The organism is Burkholderia gladioli, from assembly GCF_000959725.1.
Lineage (GTDB): Bacteria > Pseudomonadota > Gammaproteobacteria > Burkholderiales > Burkholderiaceae > Burkholderia > Burkholderia gladioli.
In genome coordinates this window covers 417,847-434,264 of the sequence record NZ_CP009322.1, presented here as the reverse complement: position 1 = coordinate 434,264, position 16,418 = coordinate 417,847, and the positions used below count along the sequence as shown (strand labels likewise).

Here is a 16,418-nt window from a genome sequence, read left to right as displayed (position 1 = left end):
ACGCCATACGATGCTGCTGAGCCTGCACGATTCCACTCCGAGCTCCGACGCGGAGCCCGCTCTCGAACTGCGTCTCGAACGCGGCGCGCCCTGCCCGCTGGCCTTCGATGCGCGCGCATGCGCCCGCGACGGCGACGCGGCCCATTTCGCCGCCGCATTCGGCGCGGCACTCGCGCGGGCCACGCCGGCCTGGCCCGCGCTGGCAGCGCGGATCGCCGCGCAGGGCATCGATCGGATCGAGGTCCGGATCGAATCCGCCGACACGGCATTCCTCGCCCTGCCCTGGGATGCCATCGCGCTGCCGCCGCCCGCCGTGGCCGAGGCGGAGGCGGCGCCACTGTCGCGCCAGGCGGCCGGCTTCGTGCGGCGCCTGACCGGCGTCGCGTCGCGCGATCTCGATATCGAGCTCGATTTCGGGCTGCATGTCGCGACCGCACTGCCGGACGCGCTGGGCGCGATGCAGCCCGGCGCCGGGTCGGCCGCCGCCGCGGGTCCATCCGGCCGCGCGGCCGACCCGCAGCGGCCGGATGCGCCGCTGCGCGTGCTGCATCTGGTGGCCCGCGAAGCGGGACAGGACGACACCAGCCTCGCCCTCGACTCGACGCTCGACGCCTGTCGCGGCGAACACGCGATCGACTACACGGTACTCGGCCTCGATCCGGAGCCGCTGCGCGCCCATCTGGCCGAGCGCTCCACCGCGCCGCACCTGGTGCGCTACGACGGGCCGATCGCATCCGGCGATGCCGAGCTCGGCGGCCTGGGCGCGCTGCTGCGCCAGTTCGCCCAGGCTCGCGTCGCGGCACTGTGGATCGATACCGGCGATGCGATCGACGGCGCGACGCTGGCCGCCACCGCTCGCGCCGCGCATGCGGCCGGCATCGGCAACCTGATCGGCGTGGCGCACCAGGCCGAGAGGTCCGCCGACATGCCCGGCGCACTCGATGCCCCCTATGCCGGCGCGCGGGCGTTTCGCGCGCTGCTGGCCCAGCTCGCGGCGGGCTTGCCGCTGAGCGCGGCGGTACAGGCCGCGCGACGCCAAAGCGGGGTGGCACTGATCCATCACGGTGGCCAACCCGTCACCCTGTTCGACTCGCCGCATCCCTGGCTCGAACTGGCCCAATCGCAACGGCTCGCCGCCGCGCGCGCGCGTCTGCTCGGGTTCCAGGCCGCGCTGCTGCCGCCCACCGCCGGCGAGGGCTCGGACGGTGCCGCCCTGCCGCTGCTGCTCGCGCTCGCGCACGGCCGCCGCCGGCTCGCCCTGGCAGGGGCGCCCGGCATCGGCAAGACCCGCGCGGCCCATCGCCTGGCGCTGGCCCTGGCCTGCGCGGGGCGGATCGATCACGCCTTCTATTTCGACTTCCGCGAAACGTCCTACACGGCTCGCCACCTGCTGCAGATGATCGCGCCGGTGCTGGGCCTGCCGGCCGATCGCCCGGAGGCCGCGCGCGATGCCCTGCGCTCGCTGCAGTGCTGCTTCGTGCTCGATCAGCGCAAGGATGCCGCGCCGCCCGACGAGGCCGCGCGGCAGGATCGCGACGCGGCCGACGAGAGCGTCGGCACGCTCGACGACCTGCTCGAGGGCTGGGCCGCGGACGGCCACATCGTGCTCGAGATCGAGCGCGAAGCCGGCGCGCACGCGATCCTGGCCACGCCGCTGTCGGAACCCGAAAGCCGGCGGCTGGCGCGGCGGCTGGCCAGCCAGAGCGACCGCGAGCCGCCGCCCGCGGCGCAGCGGGCCGGCTGGGACGCGCTGCTCGCGGCCTGCGCCGGCAATCCGCTGCTGATCGAGCGGGCCGTCGCCCTGAGCGAACTCGACTCGCCGGAAACGATCGCGGCGGGGCTGCGCGAGCACGTGTCGCCGCTCGACGCGGTCGAGACCTTTCTCGCCTGGCGCTGGCGCAGCCTGCCGGCGGCCTCGCGCACCGTGCTGCGGGCGGCCGCGCGCGTCGAGGGGCTACTGCTCGAAATACCGATGATCGCGATCGACCGGCCCGAGCCCGACCCGCGCGCGCAGCCGCTGATGACGCTGGCGGGCGCCGAAGCCGGCTCGCGCTTCTCGGACTGGCTCGCGCACTGGCAGCGCAACGGCTTCGTCGCGCATGGCCTGCACGGCCGGCATCTCCACGCCCGCAGCCTGCCGTTCCTGCGCCGTCTCGATGCGCAGGCCGACCTCGATACCCAGGCCGATGCCGCCATCGACGCGGCCTTCGGCCGGATGCTGGCCGAGGGGCTGCGGCTGCTGAGCCTGCACCTGGCCGCCAACGACAATCCGCCGCTCACGCATTACCTGCTGCTGAACCGCCGCCATTGGCGCGGCGCCTTCGAGTCGCTCTGGTTCGGCGGCGAGCCGCGTGCCTTCCTGAACACCAAGCGCGCCTTCGAGCAACTGATGCGCCGCGCGGGACTGGGCGCGGAAATCGCCGAATGGTCAGTCGACCTGCTGGCGCGCACGCCCGCCGCGCCCGCCGACGACCGCACCGACCAGGCGCTGGCCTGGCTGGTGCTGGCCGGCGACGCGCTGGCCGGCGGCGATTCGCTCGAGGTGGATGCGCTGGCCGAGGGCGCGCGCGCGTGGCGCGGCTGGCTCGACGCGCACGACGGCTCGCTCGACGATCGCGAGGCGGGCGTGTTCGAGCAGGCGGCAGGCTTCGTCTCGCGGCTGCACCAGCGCCGCCGTGAATGGAGCGAGGCGATCGACGTCGACGAGCGATTGCTGGCGCTGTACCGCCGCCGCGAGGCCTGGCTGCCGATGGCGAACCTGCTGCGCACGCTGGCGCGCTGCCATCTCGCGAACGGCTCGCCCGAGCGCGCGCGAGCCTGCGAGAACGCCTGCCTCGACGAGATTCCCGATGCCGGAGCGCCGCCGGGCCTGCGCGCGCGGCAATGGTTCGAGATCGCGATGGCCCGCGCCCAGCGCGGCGAGACCGAGGCCGCGCTGGGCCTGCTCGAGCGCCTGCGCGCGCGCGAGGACGCGGCCGCGCTCGAGGAGGCGATCGCGGGGCTGCAAGCCGATCTCGACATCCAGCGCGGACGTCATGCCGATGCCCTGCCCCATCTCGCCCGGGTCTGGACTCGCGCGGCCCGGGCCGGCGACGCCCAGCGCCTCGCCGCGCTGCAGCCGCGCTTTGCCGAGATCGGCAGCGAACTCGGCGACGACGACCTTCAGGCGCGACTCGACACCTTGCTCGACGAGGACATCGAGCGCCCGGTTCCCGATCCTCAACCCCAACGAGTGCATTGATGGAAGCGAATCTGATCGAACGACAGGCAACCCGCGTGGTGCACGTGAGCGCGACCGATGCGCCGGTGCGCTCGCGCCAGGACGCGCTGGACGTGATCTTCGGCCACGGCCACCGCGACCTGGCCGGTATCGCGATCGACGAAGGCTGCCTGCATCCCGACTTCCTGGTGCTGCGCACCGGCGTGGCCGGCGAAATCCTGCAGATGTTCGTCAACTACCGCACGCGAATCGCGATCGTCGGCGATTTCTCGCGCTTCGACCACGGCCCGCTCCACGACTTCATCGTCGAGAGCAATCGTGGACGGCAGGTGTTCTTCGTCGCCGACCTCGACCAGGCGCTCGAGCGCCTCGGCCAACACTGAGGACACCTCGTCATGACTCCCGAACTCGACCTCGAATCGACCGATGCCAGCGCGCTGCTGGCGGACCTCCGCGGCGGGCGGCGCACCGCGCAGGATGCCGTCGCGGCGAGCCTGGCCCGCATCGAACGGCTGAATCCGCGCGTCAACGCGATCGTCACGCTCGACGCCGAACGAGCCATGAACGAGGCGCGCGCGGCCGACGCCCGGCTCGCGGCAGGGCAGCCGGCCGGGCTGCTGCATGGCCTGCCCATCACGGTCAAGGACGCGATCTTCACCGAGGGAATGCGCACCACGGCCGGCCACGCGCCGCTGCGCGACCAGGTGCCCGAGCGCGACGCCACCGCGGTGGCCCGCCTGCGGGCCGCCGGCGCGATCGTGATCGGCAAGACCAACTGCGCGACGCTGTGCAGCGACCTGCAGACCAACAACCCCGTGTTCGGGCGCACCAGCAACCCCTGGGACGCCTCGCGCACCGCCGGGGGCAGCTCGGGCGGCGACGCGGCGGCCGTGGCGCTCGGCCTGGTGCCGCTCGGCATCGGCACCGACACCGGCGGCAGCATCCGCGTGCCGGCCGCCTATTGCGGCGTCTACGGCTTCAAGCCCTCGCTGGCGGCGGTCCCCGGCGACGGCGTGATTCCCCCACTGGCAAGCGGCGAAGGTCATGCCGACAGCCTGACGACGATCGGACCGATCGCGCGCTCGGTACGCGACCTGCGGCTGGCCTATCGCGTGTTGTCGGGCGACGCCCTGGCCGACGCGCCCGCGCCCGCCGCCACGCGCATCGCCTGGACCGACCCGTTCGCCGCCGTGCCGGTCGACGATTCGGTGCGGGCCGCGCTCGCCCGCGCGCGCGACCTGCTGTCCGCCACCGGCCTCCAGGTCGAGCGCCGCGAGCCGCCGTTCGACCCGCGCCGCGTCAACTACCACTACCTGCTGCTCAGCCTGTACGAGTTCACGCCGCGCGAACTCAAGCCCGGCGTGCATTTCGCGTTCCGCCTGGCCGAGACGCTGCGTTCGCTGTTCGGCGGCGGCCTGGCGGGCAGCTACGCCAAGGTCAAGGCCTGGCAGCGCACGCAGATCGACGCCTACCAGGCCTTCGCGGACGGCATCGACGCCTGGGTGATCCCGGCCACGCCGACGGTCGCCTTCCCGCACCAGTCGGGCGCGCGCGCATTGAACCTGGTTTCGGAAGGCAAGCGCGTGCAGGCCGGCTACTGGAACGCGGCGGGCGGCTACGCGTTCGCGGCGAACCTGCTGGGATGCCCGAGCGTGACCATCCCGATCGGCCAGGATGCGGCGGGCCTGCCGATCGCGCTGCAGGCGCTCGGCCGCCCTGGCGGCGATGCCGCGCTGCTGCGCGCGGCCGAGGCGATCGCCGAGCGCATCGGCACGGTGCGAACGCCGCCCGGCAACTGACACGCCAGCGCCCGCAGCACGCGCCGGCAGCCTTGCAATGCCGCCGTCCGCCCGCGCCGGTGGACGGCAGCGCTTCCATCACTGATACGACACCGGAGGTGGCACGATGAGCGTCTTGATGTTTCCCGGCCAGGGCTCGCAGGCGAAGGGCATGGGCGAAGCCCTGTTCGATCGGTATCCGGAACTGACCGCCGCGGCGGACGGGATCCTCGGTTATTCGATCCGCGCGCTCTGCGTCGACGATCCCGAGCGGCAGCTCAACAACACGCGCTACACGCAACCCGCGCTCTACGTCGTCAACGCCCTTTCGTTCCGGCGCTACCGCGACGAGGGCGGCGCCGCGCCGGCCTGGCTGGCTGGCCACAGCCTCGGCGAATACAACGCGCTGCAAGCCGCCGGCGCGGTGTCGTTCGAGGACGGGCTGCGCCTGGTCGCGCGGCGCGGCGCGCTGATGAGCACCGCGCCGAAAGGCGCGATGGCCGCCGTGATCGGCGTCGACGAGGCGCGCATCCGCGCGGTGCTGCGCGAGGCCGGCCTGGAGACGATCGACATCGCCAATCTCAATTCGCCGAACCAGACGATCCTGTCCGGACTGGTCGCCGATATCGCGAGCGCCGAACGCGCGTTCGACGGCATCGCGCGCTACGTGCCGCTCAACACCAGCGGCGCGTTCCATTCCCGCTACATGGATGCGGCCCGGCGCGAATTCGAGACCTTCCTGAGCGAGATTCGCTTCACCACGCCGGCCATACCGGTGATCGCGAATGTCGACGCCCGTCCCTATCCGGGCGACGACATCGCCGCGCGCCTGGCCCGGCAGATCACGCATTCGGTGCAGTGGACGCGCACCATCCAGACGCTGCTCGCCACCGGCGAGACCGACTACGTGGAGATCGGACCCGGGCAGGTCCTGACACGCCTGGTCGCCGAGATCCGCAAGCATCCGCTGCCGGCGGACGTCGCGCCCGCGGTGCTACCGGCCGCGACGGGCCTCGCGGCCGAGGCGCGGAACCCGGGGCACGAGTCGGCTCATGAGTCGGCTCATGAGTCGGCTCATGACGCGACTCACGAAGCGGCGCCGCGCTACGACCGCGCCGCGTTGCTGCAGGACGTGCAGCAGCGAATCAGCGCCTGGAACCGCCTGCATCCCGTCGGCACCCGCGTGCGCGTGGATACCTACGACTCCGTGCTGGTCACGCGCACGCCGGCCGTTCCGCTGTTCGGTCATCGCGCGGCGATCTACCTGGAGGGGTACCACGGTTATTTCGACCTGACCGAGGTTCGGCCCGCCTGAGCCTGAGCCGGCATCGCCGCGGCCGTCGAGCTGCGAGCGAGGCGAAAGCCGAGCGGCGCCTCCGAGACCCAGGGCACGATCGCCGTCGCATGCAGCGACGGCATCGTATCCGCCCCGCAGCCGGCACAGACGGACACCACGTGCTCGTCGTCGGGCCAGAGCTGCGAGAGTTGCCAGCGCGACGCGCTGTCGCCGAGCGAGGCGCCGAGGGCGAGCCGCACGTGCCGCTCGCCCTCGAAGTGAAACGCGACCTGCTCGAAGGGCAGCCACATCCCCATCGAGCGCGCCTTCACATAGGCTTCCTTGAGGGTCCAGGTCTCGTAGAAGCGCTGTTGCCGCAGCGCGGCCGGAAGCGCCTCGAGCGCCTCCGCCTCGTCGCGCGAGAAGTAGCGCTCGGCGATCGCCAGCGGGGCCGGGCGCGCGGCAATGCTCTCGGTATCGACGCCGACCTGGATGCCGCGCGCCACCGCCACGATCACGCGAGCGCCCCCGTGCGAGATGTTGAACGAGAGATCGCGCAAGCCCGCGGCCGGGTTGGCGATGCCGGGACGGCCATAGCGGTTCGGCACGAAACGCCAGGCCTCGGGCGCGAGGTCGGCGTAGCGCGAGAGCACGATGCGCACCAGCGCGCGCGTGACGAGATCGCGATGCCGATCGCGCGCGAACAGGAAGCGATCCTGGCGCTCGCGCTCCGCTTCGCTGAGCAAGGCGCGATAGGCGTGGAGCAGCCGGGGATCGTCGATATCGGCCGGGCACGCGCACCAGAGATCGACGCGCGGCGTGGCGTCGAAAGACGGGCAGGACCTGCCGGGAAGCTCGTTCATGACGCCCGCGCCGCCGCTGGCCGACCGGGCTCAGGCCGCCGACCGGTGCCGGCCGCCGAGCGCGGACACCACCGCCGCGACGTTCTCGACATCGCGGGCATACATCGACATGGTGGTATGGATCCGGCCGGCCGCCGCGGCCTGCGTGCAGGCGGAGCGCGCCTGCGCCGCGAGCGTGCCGGACGGCCCGACGTCGACATAGGCGAACTCGCGCGCCGCATCGACGATGCGCAGCGTATGCTGGAAACGGATCGGTTCGCGCAGCGCGGCGATCAGGTGCTCGCCTCGAAGCGGCGAGACCAGGCCCTCCCCGGTCGAGCAGGCGATCGGGAACCGGCCGGCGCGCAGGCCGATCGCGTCGAGCCGCGCGGCCATCGGCGCGGCGGCCGCGCGGGTCCAGCGCGAGTGGAACGGAAACGAAACCGGCAGGCGCTGGTAGACGATGTCCTGCTCACCCAGGCAGCGCTCGATCTCGAGCGCGTCGGCGAGCCGCGCGGACACGACGCAATGCGCGTCGATGCCGAGCGCCGCGAGTTCGGCACGATCGCCGAAACCCGAGGCTTCGAGCCAGCTGGACGGCGCGAACACCGCGATCATGGTGCCGGGCTCGCAATGCGCCTCGAGCGCCTGAACATGGCCGATCAGCAGCGCCAGCGCATCGTCGGGCGCGAGGCAGCCGGCCACCGCCGCCGCGATGAATGCGCCGAGGCTCGCGCCGAGCGCCGCATCGGGCTCGACGCCCGACTCGATCAGCAGGCGCGCGAGCGCATATTCGACCATGAAGATCGCGGGATGGCTGTACAGCGTTCGATCCAGCGGCTCGGACCTGGGGCGCCCCTCGCGATAGAGTCGATCGACCAGCGACAGGCCGGCCAGATCGCGCACCACCGCGTCGAGCCGGTCCATCTCGCGGCGAAACACCGGGGCCTGCTCGTAGAGCGGCTGGCCCATGCCGTGGTACTGCGCGCCCTGCCCGGAGAACAGGAATGCGATGCCGGGTTGGTTCACCTGCGAGCCTCCTAATCGAATCGGCGGCCGGCCGGTGCCGGCCGCCCGGGGCAGCCTGCCCCGGGTCTGCCTCAGGTCGCGGCGGGCATCGCGCCCGACAGGCGCAGGTCGAACTGGCGCCGCAGCAGCAGCAGGCTGACGGCCGCCTGGATGAACATGCTGGCCAGCGAGAAATACCAGATCAATTCGATCGCGAAATTGCCGCGCATCGCGATCCAGATGGTGGGCAGCGCGAAGGCCAGCAGGCGCACCGACGAGCTGAGCAGGGACGGGCGGGTGTTGCCGAGCCCCTGGAACACGCTAGAGCAGGTGAAGATGATGCCCTGGGCGATGAAGTTCCAGGCCACGATATGCAGGAACGCGCTACCCTGGCCGATCACGCCGGCGTCCTTCGAGAACACCGTGACGAGGCTCGGCGCGAAGGCGTAGACGGCGATCGCGAGCGGCACCATGACGACGCTCACCAGCACCACGGCCGAGCGGAACGTGCCGCGCACGCGCTCGACGTTGCCGGCGCCGAAGTTCTGGCCGATGATCGGGCCGGCCGCGAACGAAATCGCCAGGCCCGGCAGGATCAAGCCCTGCAGCAGGCGCGAACCGGCGCCGAAGCCGGCCTGGGCCGCGGCGCCGAAATCGCGGATCGCCCAGTAGGCGAGCGCCGAGAACAGGAACAGCAGCGCATATTCGCCACCGGCCGGCAGGCCGATGCCGAGGATGCGGCGCCACTCGCCCAGGCGCGGCGTGAGCAGCGAGCCGTCGAAACCGACAAAACGCTCCAGCTTGCGGAAATAGCCCCACAGCGCGAGCGTGGCGACCGCCAGCGAGATGGTGGTGGCGAGGCCGGCGCCGGCCACGCCCATCGGCGCGCCGGTCAGCCAGCCCGCGATCAGGATCGGGGCGAGGATCGCGTTGAGCACGACGCTGAGCAACTGCACCGTCAGCGTGGGCTGCACGATACCGGTGCCGCGCAGCGCCGAGCCCATCGCCACCAGGGCGAATTGCAGGGCCAGGCCGGGCATGTACCAGTAGAGGTAGGTGCGGCCCGCGGCGATGGTCGCCGCGTCCGACGAAATCGAGCGCAGATAGAGGGTGGTCAGCGCATAACCAAGCACCAGCACCACGATGCCGCTCACGGCCGACAAGGCCACCGCCTGGTTGAACACCAGGTTCGCGCTGTCGCGATCCTTGCGGCCGGCGGCCTGCGCGATAAGGGCGACGGTGCCGACGCCGAGCACCTGCGTGAGCGCGAGCACCAGGAAGGTCACGTTGCCCGCCGCGCCCACCCCGGCCAGCGCGTCCTCGCCGAGTCGGCCGACGAAATACAGATCGACCAGATAATATAGGGCCTGAAATATCATGCCAATCGCAATCGGCACCGCCATCGTGACAATATGGCGAGTAATGGATCCTTGAGTCAGGTCTTTCATACACGTCCTTGATCGTAATAATGACGACACATCGCCCTAGGCGATATGCCGCCATGAACAGCCACGGATGATGACTACAGGCGAGACCACGCGAGGTGCGTATTGAAATACTGCGAGAGCGCTCCTGTGTATCGGCCGCCGGCGCGCCATGCCCCTTCGTGGGGAACGTCAACCGGCAAACCCTTCGCCCATGAGGCCGGGGCGTGACAGGCGGAGCGATTATATCAACAACCCAATCGACCAGAAGCGATAAATATTCGAATTTCGATTGTCGATGGAATCCTTAAATATTCATCGATTAATTGATGAAAGCAAAATTCATTTCACCAGCCTTTCAGCTGAATCCCTCATTTCAGGATCGCAAAAACCGTTCTACCTATTTTCACGGACCGGGTTCATTCCGAGATAAAACGATTTGCATCAATCAATAGGCATTGCCAATGCCGGAGCAGGGATCGTCAAGAAAAAAGGGGTGGAAAGCTTTCGCTCTCCACCCCTTTCGTTTCGATCCGGCGTTGATCCGGATCGCGCGTCTCACTCCTGCCCCAGGTCCGCCAGCGGATGCGCCTCCAGCTTCCACGGCGAGCTCAGGAAATGCCGCACCCGCTCACCGCGCACTTCCGTCAGCGTGGCCGGCGCCCAGCGCGGACGGCGATCCTTGTCCACCAGGTGCGCGCGAACGCCCTCGACGAAATCGCCGTCCTCGATCGCGCGCGAGCCGATCGACAGCTCCATGCGGAACGATTCGGCCAGCGTCATCTGGCGCCCACGCAGCAGCGCATCGCGCGTGACCAGCAGCATGGTCGGCGAATGGCCGGTCAGCGCATCGAGCGTGGCCTGCAGCCATTGCCGGTATTCGCGGCTGCTCTCCTCGCGGCCGAGATCGTGGCGCAGCGTGGCGACGATCCGCTCGACGCTGGAGCGCCGGTCGAAGTGCCGGACGATCCAGGGTAGCTGACCATCCAGCGCGGCATGCGGAACGATGTTGCAGGGCGGCTCGAACACCGCGCGCAGCGCGCCCGGCAGGTCGGGCCCGCCCAGCTCGGCACGTTCCAGGCGCTGCTCGAAGGTCTCCAGCCACGAGGCCGGCACGCAAAGATCGGCGAGACGGGCGACCAATGCATCGGCGCCCGACAAGGTCACGCCGGTCAGCCCGATGTAGAGCGCCAGCTCCACCGGCAGCGCCGACAGGAAGTGCGTGGCGCCCACGTCGGGCACGAAGCCGATGCGCGTTTCCGGCATCGCCAGCTTGCTGCGCTCGGTGGTCACGCGCAGCGCGGCGCCCTGCGCGAGCCCCATGCCGCCGCCCATGGTGATGCCGTCCATCAGCGCCACCACCGGCTTCGGAAAGGTGTGCAGCGCGTAGTCGAGCCGGTATTCGTCGATGAAGAATTGCAGCCAGTCGCGCGAGCCGGCCTTCGCCTCGTGATACAGCGCGCGCACGTCGCCGCCCGCGCAGAAGCCCTTCTCGCCGGCGCCGCGCAGCACGATGGCGAGGATCTGCGGGTCAGCGCGGCAGCGCTCCACCAGCACCGCGAGCTCGCGCACCATCGCGTGCGAGAGCGCGTTCAGCGCGGCCGGCCGGTCGAGCGTGATGACGGCGACGCGATTGATCACGCGCATCGTCACGTCGGGGCCGTTGCTGGCCGCAGCAGCCGCGCCGGCCGAGGTGGACGCCGTTGACGCCTCGGCCGCCGGCGCCGAGGCGGAAGAAACCATGGATGCCTGTAGCGCCATGCTCATTGCTTGTCTCCGTGATGGGCAGCGTGCCAGTCGGGGCGACGCTTGCCGAAGAAGGCGGCCACGCCTTCGCGCGGCTCGCCGGTGTCGAACAGGTCGACGAAACGTTCGCGCTCCAGCGCGACGGCGGCATCGAAGGGCACGCCCTGCCGCGCCAGCGCGATCAGCGCCTTGCTCGATTCGGTGGCGCGCGGCGCGAGAGCTGCCACGCGGCGCGCCAGCTCGATGCCGGCCTCGCGCGCGGCGCCGGTCTCCACCAGCTCCTCGACCAGGCCGATGCGCAGCGCCGTCTCGGCATCGACGCGCAGGCCGGCCAGCACGATGCGCTTGGCCCAGCCCTCGCCGACCAGCCAGGGCAGCGTCTGGGTGCCGAGCCCGCAGGGCAGCAGGCCGACCGCCGGCTCGGGCAGCGCCATCTGCGCATGCCGCTCGGCGATCCGCATATCGCAGGCCAGCGCGCACTCCAGGCCGCCGCCCATCGCATAACCGTTGATCGCGGCGATCGTCACGAAACGCGCGGCCTGCAGCTTCGCGAAGGCGGCACCGAAACGCGCGGCCATGGCGCGCGCCACGGCGTGGTCGCCGCCGGCGAAGGTGTCAAGGTCGGCGCCGCCGCAGAAGAACTTCGGGCCGGCGCCGGTGATCACCAGCGCGCGCAGCGCGGGCGTCGCCTCGAGCCGCGCCACGCTGCGCTCCAGTTCGGCCAGGCCCTCGGCCGTGAAGGCGTTGGCGGGCGGCCGCGACAGCGTCAGCAACGCGATCGCACCGCCGTCGATTTCAGTGAGTTCGATCATCGGGAATCCTTGGAAGCGGGCATCTGGTAGAGGCGGATCACCGCCGAGAAATCGAGCCGGCCGTCGCCGCGGCTGCTCACGGTCTGGTAGAGCTGCTGCGCGAGCGCGCCGAGGTAGACGGGCTGGCGCACCTGCTTCGCGGCGTCGTTGGCCAGGCCCAGGTCCTTCAACATCAGGTCGGTGCCGAAGCCGCCGGTGTAGCCGCGCGAGGACGGCGCGGTCTCGATCACGCCCGGGTAGGGGTTGTAGGTGTCCGCGCTCCAGCAGCGGCCGGTCGAGGTATTGAGGATGCCGCCCAGCACCTTCGGGTCGATGCCGAGCGCCACGCCCAGCGACATCGCCTCGGCCACGCCGGCCATCGAGATGCCGAGCACCAGGTTGTTGCAGACCTTGGCCACCTGCCCCATCCCGGTCGGCCCGCAATGCACCACGTTGCGGCCCATGCCGGTCAGCACCGGCGTGACGCGCTCGAATTCGGTCACGCTGCCGCCGACCATGAAGGTCAGCGTGCCGGCCGCGGCGCCGCCGGTACCGCCCGACACGGGCGCGTCGACGAAGGCGCCGCCGCGCTCGCGCACCAGCTCGCCGAAGGCCTGCGCGCTGGCCGGGTCGATGGTGCTCGAGTCGATCACCGTGGCACCCGGCGCGAGCCCGGCCAGCACGCCGTTCTCGTCCGTCAGCGCGCGGCGCACGTGGACCGCGGCCGGCAGCATGGTGATCACGAACTCGGCGCCCTCGGCCGCCTCGCGCGCCGAACCCGCCAGCGTCGCGCCGCCGTCGGCCACCAGCCGCAGCGCGTCCTCGCTGAGGTCGAAGGCCCGCACCTCGTGGCCGGCCTTGACGAGATTGAGCGCCATCGGCGCGCCCATGTGGCCGAGGCCGATGAATCCGATCTTCATGACGTGTCTCCCGATGTAGCTATCGCTGTCTTGTCCCGTCTCAGCCGAGCCGGATGGTGGTGTTGACCGCGCCGGCCGTGGCGTCGTCGTCGAACCAGCGCGCGGTGACGGTCTTGGTCTGCGTGTAGAACTGCACCACCTGCTTGCCGTAGGGGCCGAGGTCGCCGAGCTTGGAGCCGCGCGAGCCGGTGAAGCTGAAGTACGGCACCGGTACCGGGATCGGGATGTTGATGCCGACCTGGCCGATGTCGATCTCGCTCTGGAACTTGCGCGCCGCCGCCCCGCTCTGCGTGAACAGGCCCACGCCGTTGCCGAACGGATTGGCGTTGACCAGGGCGATGGCCTCGTCGAGCGTGTCGGCGCTCAGCACCACCAGCACCGGCCCGAAGATCTCCTTGGTATAGATGCTCATGTCGGTCTTCACGTCGGTGAACACCGTGGGCCCGACGAAGTTGCCGTCCTCGTAGCCGGGCACCGTCACGCCGCGGCCGTCGAGCGCGAGCGTCGCGCCGGCGGCCACGCCCTCCTCGATCAGCGACAGCACGCGTGCCTTGGCCGCCTTCGACACCAGCGGGCCGACGTCGGTGCCGGGCTCGACGCCGGCATTGACCTTGAGCGTCTTCGCACGCGCCACCAGGTCCGGCAGCCAGTCGCGCGCGGCGCCCACCAGCACCGCCACCGAGGTGGCCATGCAGCGCTGGCCGGCCGCGCCGAAGGCGGCGCCCGCCAGCGCGTTGAGGGTCTGCTCGCGGTTCGCGTCGGGCAGCACCACCGCGTGGTTCTTGGCGCCCATCATCGACTGCACGCGCTTGCCGTGCTCGCCGGCGAGCCGGTAGACGTGGGTGCCGACCGCCGTCGAGCCGACGAAGGACACCGCCTTCACCAGCTCGTGCGTGCAGATCGCGTCGACCACTTCCTTGCCGCCGTGCACCACGTTGAGCACGCCCTTGGGCACGCCCGCCTCGATCGCCAGCTCGACCAGTTCCATGGTCGACAGCGGGTCCTGCTCGGAAGGCTTCAGCACGAAGGTGTTGCCGCAGACCAGGGCCATCGGGAACATCCACAGCGGGATCATGGCCGGGAAGTTGAACGGCGTGATGCCGGCGCACACGCCCAGCGGCTGGCGCAGCGTGTAGGTGTCGACGCTGCCGGCCACGTTCTCGGCGAACTCGCCGAGCTGCAGCGAGCCGATCGAGCAGGCATGCTCGACCACCTCGAGGCCGCGGAAGATGTCGCCCTCGGCATCAGGCAGGGTCTTGCCCTGCTCGGCCGTCAGCGTCCTGGCGATGCGCTGCTGGTTGGCGCGGATCAGGTCCTGGTACTTCAGCATGATGCGCATGCGCGCGCCGATCGGCGTGCTCTTCCATTGCGCGAACGCGGCATGCGCGGCGCGCACGGCGGCGTCCACCTCGGCGACGGTCGCGAAGGGCACGCGCGCCAGCACCTCCTGGGTGGCCGGATTGACGATCTCGCGCCACTCGCGAGTGTCCGACTCGACGAATTCGCCGTCGATCAGCAGCTTGACCGTCGGCAGGGACTGCCCCGCGCGGGGCATCGGCGTTGCGTTCATGGTTCGGCTCTCCTTGAAGGCCGTCGCGCGAAACGCGCGGCGGCCGGTGAATGACGCACGCGCGCCGTTCTATACGGCGCGCGCGACGGCGATCGGCAATCCTCGTGGGCCGGCCGGCCCCGCTTCACTCATTGGGGAAATCCTCCTCCCAGTATTCGTCGGGCATGCGCAGCGAGGGATCGGCATCGCGCTCCAGCTCGCGGCGGCGCAGCTCGACGCGGCGGATCTTGCCGGAAATGGTCTTGGGCAGCTCGGCGAACTGCAGCCGGCGGATCCGCTTGTAGGGCGCCAGCTTCTCGCGCGAGAAGCGGAAGATCTCGCGGGCCAGCGCCGCATCGGGCTCGTAGCCGGTGCGCAGCATCACCACCGTCTTGGGCACTGACAGGCGCAGCGGATCGGGGCTCGGCACCACGGCCGCCTCGGCGATCGCCGGATGCTCGATCAGCACGCTCTCCAGCTCGAACGGGCTCAGGCGGTAGTCGGAGGACTTGAACACGTCGTCGGCGCGGCCGATGTAGAGGTAATACCCATCGTCGCGGCGCAGCGCGATGTCGGAGGTGCGGTAGTAGCCGTCGCGCATCGCGCGCGCGGTGGCCTCGGCGTGGTTGGCGTAGCCGGTCATCAGGCCGGCGGGACGCTCGCCGTCCAGCGGCAGCGCGATCTCGCCCTCCTCCACCGGCGCGCCGTCGGGATCGAGCAGAGCCACGCGGTAGCCCGGCAGCGGGCGGCCCATCGAGCCGGCCACCACCGGCTGGCCCGGCGAATTGCCGATCAGGCAGGTGGTTTCGGTCTGGCCGTAACCGTCGCGGATGGTGATGCCCCAGGCGCGGCGCACGCGCTCGATGATCTCGGGATTGAGCGGCTCGCCCGCGCCGATGATCTCGCGCAGCCTGACCGCATAGGAGGCCAGCGGCTGTTGCACCAGCATACGCCAGACCGTCGGCGGCGCGCACAGCGTGGTGATGCCGTAGCGCACCAGCGCGTCGAGCGCCTGCTTGGGATCGAAGCGCGTGTAGTTGAAGGCGAACACGCAGGCCTGCGCGTTCCAGGGCGCGAAGAAGCAGCTCCAGGCATGCTTGGCCCAGCCCGGCGAGCTGATGTTCCAGTGGATGTCGCCCGGTTGCAGGCCGATCCAGTACAGCGTGGAGAGGCTGCCGACCGGGTAGGTGCGATGGGTGTGCTCGACCAGCTTCGGCTTGGAGGTGGTGCCCGAGGTGAAATAGAGCAGCAGCGTGTCGTCGACGTGGGTGGGCGCGTCGGGCGCGAATTCGGCCGAGGCGGCGTAGCCCTCGTCGTAGCGCAGCCAGCCCTCGCGCGCGCCGCCGACGATGATGCGCGTCACCTCCACGCCGGCCTGGTCGAATTTCGCGGCCTCGGCCGCGTCGATCACCGCGTAGCGCGCGCCGCCGATCGTCACGCGATCGCGGATCTCCTCGGCGGGCAGCTGGGTGGTGGCGGGCAGCACCACCGCGCCGAGCTTCATCGCGGCCAGCATGGTCTCCCACAGCTCGACGCGGTTCGGCAGCATCAGCAGCAGGCGGTCGCCGCGGCCCACGCCGAGCCGGCGCAGATGATTGGCAATCCTCGACGATTGCTCCGACATGCGCGCGAACGAAACCGGCTCGCCCGCGCCCGTCGCGGCATCGACGATCCACAGCGCGGGGCGTTCGTTGCCGTGCGCCGTCGCGTCGAAGTAGTCGAGCGCCCAGTTGAACGACGCTAGCTGCGGCCAGCGGAAATCGCGATAGGCCGTGTCGTAGTCGGTCCGGTGCCGCAGCAGGAAATCGCGGGCATCGAGGAAAGCCTGTGCCGTCATCGTTTCGTCTCCTTCCGTCTCGTCGCG

General features: G+C 70.8%; 12 protein-coding genes. 4 read left to right on the top strand and 8 right to left on the bottom strand.

Annotated elements, in window-relative coordinates:
- Positions 1-10 precede the first annotated feature (10 nt).
- From BM43_RS03180 to fabD, 4 genes are all read left to right on the top strand, one after another.
- Entirely contained in the window at positions 11-3,241 is a 3,231-nt protein-coding gene (locus tag BM43_RS03180) for a hypothetical protein (protein ID WP_036053943.1), read from the top strand.
- A complete protein-coding gene (locus tag BM43_RS03175) occupies positions 3,241-3,603 on the top strand; it encodes a DUF4180 domain-containing protein (protein WP_042285164.1) in 363 nt (120 codons plus the stop codon). Before BM43_RS03180 ends, BM43_RS03175 begins: the two co-directional genes overlap by 1 nt.
- Positions 3,604-3,615: 12 nt before the next feature.
- Positions 3,616-5,019: an amidase gene (locus BM43_RS03170; protein ID WP_052409164.1), complete on the top strand. Its 1,404-nt coding sequence runs from the start codon at positions 3,616-3,618 to the stop codon at positions 5,017-5,019.
- 106 nt (positions 5,020-5,125) lie between these two features.
- Positions 5,126-6,313: an ACP S-malonyltransferase gene (fabD, locus tag BM43_RS03165; protein ID WP_036053944.1), complete on the top strand. Its 1,188-nt coding sequence runs from the start codon at positions 5,126-5,128 to the stop codon at positions 6,311-6,313.
- Here fabD and BM43_RS03160 read toward each other — a convergent pair.
- From BM43_RS03160 to BM43_RS03125, 8 genes are all read right to left on the bottom strand, one after another.
- Positions 6,280-7,137: a 4'-phosphopantetheinyl transferase family protein gene (locus tag BM43_RS03160; RefSeq protein WP_052409163.1), complete on the bottom strand. Its 858-nt coding sequence runs from the start codon at positions 7,135-7,137 to the stop codon at positions 6,280-6,282. The genes fabD and BM43_RS03160 overlap by 34 nt on opposite strands.
- Positions 7,138-7,167: 30 nt before the next feature.
- Positions 7,168-8,145, bottom strand: coding sequence for an acyltransferase domain-containing protein (locus BM43_RS03155; RefSeq protein ID WP_080742097.1), 978 nt, complete (start codon positions 8,143-8,145; stop codon positions 7,168-7,170).
- 71 nt (positions 8,146-8,216) lie between these two features.
- Positions 8,217-9,527, bottom strand: a complete 1,311-nt coding sequence (locus BM43_RS03150) for an MATE family efflux transporter (RefSeq protein WP_255222493.1) — start codon at positions 9,525-9,527, stop codon at positions 8,217-8,219.
- Positions 9,528-10,106: 579 nt separating this feature from the next.
- A complete protein-coding gene (locus BM43_RS03145) occupies positions 10,107-11,315 on the bottom strand; it encodes an enoyl-CoA hydratase/isomerase family protein (RefSeq protein WP_036053947.1) in 1,209 nt (402 codons plus the stop codon).
- Positions 11,312-12,106, bottom strand: coding sequence for an enoyl-CoA hydratase (locus BM43_RS03140; RefSeq protein ID WP_025100515.1), 795 nt, complete (start codon positions 12,104-12,106; stop codon positions 11,312-11,314). Before BM43_RS03140 ends, BM43_RS03145 begins: the two co-directional genes overlap by 4 nt.
- Positions 12,103-13,005: a 3-hydroxyisobutyrate dehydrogenase gene (gene mmsB, locus BM43_RS03135; RefSeq protein WP_036053948.1), complete on the bottom strand. Its 903-nt coding sequence runs from the start codon at positions 13,003-13,005 to the stop codon at positions 12,103-12,105. Before mmsB ends, BM43_RS03140 begins: the two co-directional genes overlap by 4 nt.
- 40 nt (positions 13,006-13,045) lie before the next feature.
- Positions 13,046-14,575 (bottom strand): CoA-acylating methylmalonate-semialdehyde dehydrogenase, encoded by a 1,530-nt coding sequence (locus tag BM43_RS03130; RefSeq protein ID WP_036053949.1) that lies wholly within the window; start codon positions 14,573-14,575, stop codon positions 13,046-13,048.
- A gap of 124 nt (positions 14,576-14,699) precedes the next feature.
- Positions 14,700-16,391: an AMP-binding protein gene (locus tag BM43_RS03125; protein ID WP_036053950.1), complete on the bottom strand. Its 1,692-nt coding sequence runs from the start codon at positions 16,389-16,391 to the stop codon at positions 14,700-14,702.
- Positions 16,392-16,418 lie beyond the last annotated feature (27 nt).